General features: G+C 70.4%; 3 protein-coding genes. All 3 read right to left on the bottom strand.

The genetic code is table 11. The features are described from left to right. Positions 1-220: transposase (locus MJ783_RS16675; protein WP_239311369.1), on the bottom strand; the 220-nt coding region annotated here is incomplete at its 3' end. A 351-nt stretch (positions 221-571) separates the two neighbouring features. Then, positions 572-2,446: a hypothetical protein gene (locus tag MJ783_RS16680; RefSeq protein ID WP_239311370.1), complete on the bottom strand. Its 1,875-nt coding sequence runs from the start codon at positions 2,444-2,446 to the stop codon at positions 572-574. Then, the gene (locus MJ783_RS16685) at positions 2,443-2,652 is read right to left on the bottom strand and encodes a hypothetical protein (RefSeq protein ID WP_239311371.1); all 210 of its coding nucleotides are present in this window, start codon (positions 2,650-2,652) and stop codon (positions 2,443-2,445) included. Before MJ783_RS16685 ends, MJ783_RS16680 begins: the two co-directional genes overlap by 4 nt. Positions 2,653-2,929: the final 277 nt, after the last annotated feature.

Below are 2,929 nucleotides of genomic sequence, written 5' to 3' on the forward strand. Positions count from 1 at the left end.
GAGCCGGCTGGTCTCCTGGCCCGCCGCTCGCGGCCGGCGACGGGCCGATCTTCTCCGACGAACGGCCGAACAGCATCCGGCTGAGTACCGCGACCTGCTCGCCCAGTTCCTCGACTCGTGCCCGGAGCTGCTCGGCGCCGGCCTCCGCATGTTCGGCGCGAGAGACACGCGGCCCGGCACACACCATCACCGACAGGCACATCACGCGCCTGACCGGCATGTCGCGACAACATCTCGTCAACGTGCGGCCAGAGCGACGCCCGACCCACACCCGGCCACCCACGGGTTCACCGAACATTTACAACAAACGGATAATTTCGACGTCTTTCTTGACATCGACAAGCGTCCTACCCGCGAGCGCCTTCCTGAGGATTTCGATAGCAACCGGAGGGAGGTGCGAGACGTTTGTGATGGTCTCGTTCTTGACCTTTCTGCCTTCCCAGTAAGTGCGTCGCACCGGATGCGACACATACTCCCGGGGCTCGCCAGCCGCATTCATCTACCGACTGATGATCCGATCCACGTGCATCGCGCCGGGCACCTAACTAATTTCGTCCGAACGGACAGTCGATCACGGCCTTGTTGCCGTCACCACCGCATCTCCAAGGTTCTGCACGTCGTTGAAGCCGTTCGCCCGGAGCAGCCGCTCCAGGAGTCGGGCGTCTTCGTTACCCCCGCCCTGGTAGCGGTAGGTGAACGTCCCGCCAGGCCGGAGCACGCGTTTGATCCCAGGAACGCCGCGCGACCAGTCCACTACCTCGGGGGCCATTCTGTAGGCTTCGACGCGATCCACCGTGCCAGGGTCGAACAACTCGCCGATATCGGCGGCGTCGGCATTCACATGGTTGGGAATGCCGCGTCGCGCGACCGCCTGGTTGTTGATGTTTATGGCGTCGACCGGCTCGTGCGGCGCTCCCGCACCGCCCATGTTCGCCACCACCGGCTTTCCCTCGTCCGTCAGCTGCTGGGCAAACCTGCGAGCCTGGGCAGCCGGGGTGCCAAGCTCCGCGCCGGCCGCAGCCTCGCCTTCCCCGCCCCCTACGCGGACCAGACGTCGGAGCACCGCCCGCAACGCCATTCCGCCGACGAGCGTCACGGCCAGGATGACCAGCTCGTGCTGGACCTCGCGCACGAGCTCGCGGACCGCCTGCCGCGCGGTCTGCACTGTCCGCGGCGTCGTCGCGTCCGCGAAGACGGTGGGCACGGTCAGACCGCCGACCGCCCGGTAGTAGGCGTAGGGCCGTGCCTGGCCGGGAGCCTGCGGCCCGAAGGGAACCGCCGCGACGGCCTCCTCCCGGGACCCGTAGGTGGCCACGTCGGCGGGAGCGTACGAACCACCGCCGAAGTCGAAGTACGGCTCTGGGACAAGCACCGGCATGTCGATCCCGTTGAGATACAGGGCGAAACCGCCCTGGTAGATGGAATACCCGACGGCCTGCACCGCCCGGTCGACATAGCTGGCCCCGGACCGGGGGTCCACGGCGCCCGCCGACACCGTCGGCAGCTGGATGCCCAGGCTCTGCAGGCGCTCCTGCTCCTCCGGTGACACCGCGTCGAGGTCGATCTCCGTTGGCCGACGGCGGGTCGTCTCCGCCTGGACCAGCTCCCGCGCGTTGCCGGGCTGCGCCGCGGACGCCAGCGCAGCGAGGGCCCTGTCGTCGAGCGCGGCCACCCGGGTCCTGATGTCGGCCTGGGACATGCCGTTGAGCTGGTCGACCGCGCTCCTCCAGTCATGGGCGCGGATAGCGGCCTCGTACGCGGCGAACACCCGGCCGACCCGGGCGGTCTCCGAGCGCTCGATGGCTGCCGGAATGCGGGCGTTGTCGCCGCACACGGCCTTTAGCTCCATCTTCTGCTGCCACGTCAGTGGTGCCAGGCGGTGCGCCATGTCCGCGTCTGACAGTTGGGTGAGCTGCACCGCAGCGGCGGCCCAGTCGCCGCGCGTGGCCGCGGCATCGAACGCGTGCATGATCTCGCCCAGCCGGGCGACCTGCGCCCTGCCCGCGTCCAGGCTCTGCAGGATGAGTGGCTGGTGCGGCCACCCGGCCAGGTGCTCCTCGACGGCGGCCCGGGTGTTGGTGGCCTGCGCGACGGAGAGCCTCGCGGACAGGTCTCTAATGTCCGCCTCGTTGAACCCGTTTAGCCGGACCGCGACGTCCTTCCAGTCCGCCGCCGCGATCGACGCCCGCAGCGCGGCCAGCAGGTCCGACCGTGTCGGCTCCCGCTGGACCACAAGCACCCGTCGGACGGCAGCGGGCCCAGGGGCGTCGGTTCCGAGCCGGACCAGCGCCGTGACCGCCCTGTTGCCGGCGCTGCGCTGCAGGGCCAACAGCCGCGCGGCGGGTGCGTTGTCGGCAGCATCCGGAGTCTCCACCAGGACAGGCCGACGATGACGCTCGCGCGCCCCGACCGGCGGGGCTGTATGGGACGGCGCACCGATTGTCATCGCTCGTCCTCGCCCGGGTCGTCGGGGTGGCTGACCGTCCCGGCGGGCCCGCCCGCGCCCGACGCCCTGGGCCCGCGGGTGAGGGCGGGATCCCGGACATCCAGCCGGTCGTGGTCCACGTTGGCCTCCCAGGGCGCCCGCCGGCCGGCGGGCAGCCAGCCCGGTTCGCGGCTCGCCGTGATGCCAGCCGGCGCCGCCGGTCGCACGTGCGAGACGAGCCTCATTGTGAGGTGACGACGACACGTGGGACAGCCCGCGACGATGTCCAGACCCGTTCCGCCCGCGCGGCGGCCCAACTTTGCCCGAAAGGGCGGCACCGGCCACGACGCGCCCGCCGCGGCCGCGGTCCGTACTTCACTGGGCCCGTCAGAATGCTGGCCGGCCGTGGTGGCGCCAGCTCCTGGCACCTCCCAACGGGACGAGCATGAGTGGAGTTCGGTGCCCGTGGACGCGTCGTGACCCGCCAGCCAAGCCACGCAGCGT

Source organism: Protofrankia sp. Cj3 (assembly GCF_917627355.1).
Taxonomy (GTDB): domain Bacteria; phylum Actinomycetota; class Actinomycetes; order Frankiales; family Frankiaceae; genus Protofrankia.

Excerpts from the sequence above, each read along its gene's own strand:
- MJ783_RS16680 (WP_239311370.1), bottom strand. The coding sequence starts at position 2,446 with ATGACAATCGGTGCGCCGTCCCATACAGCCCCGCCGGTCGGGGCGCGC.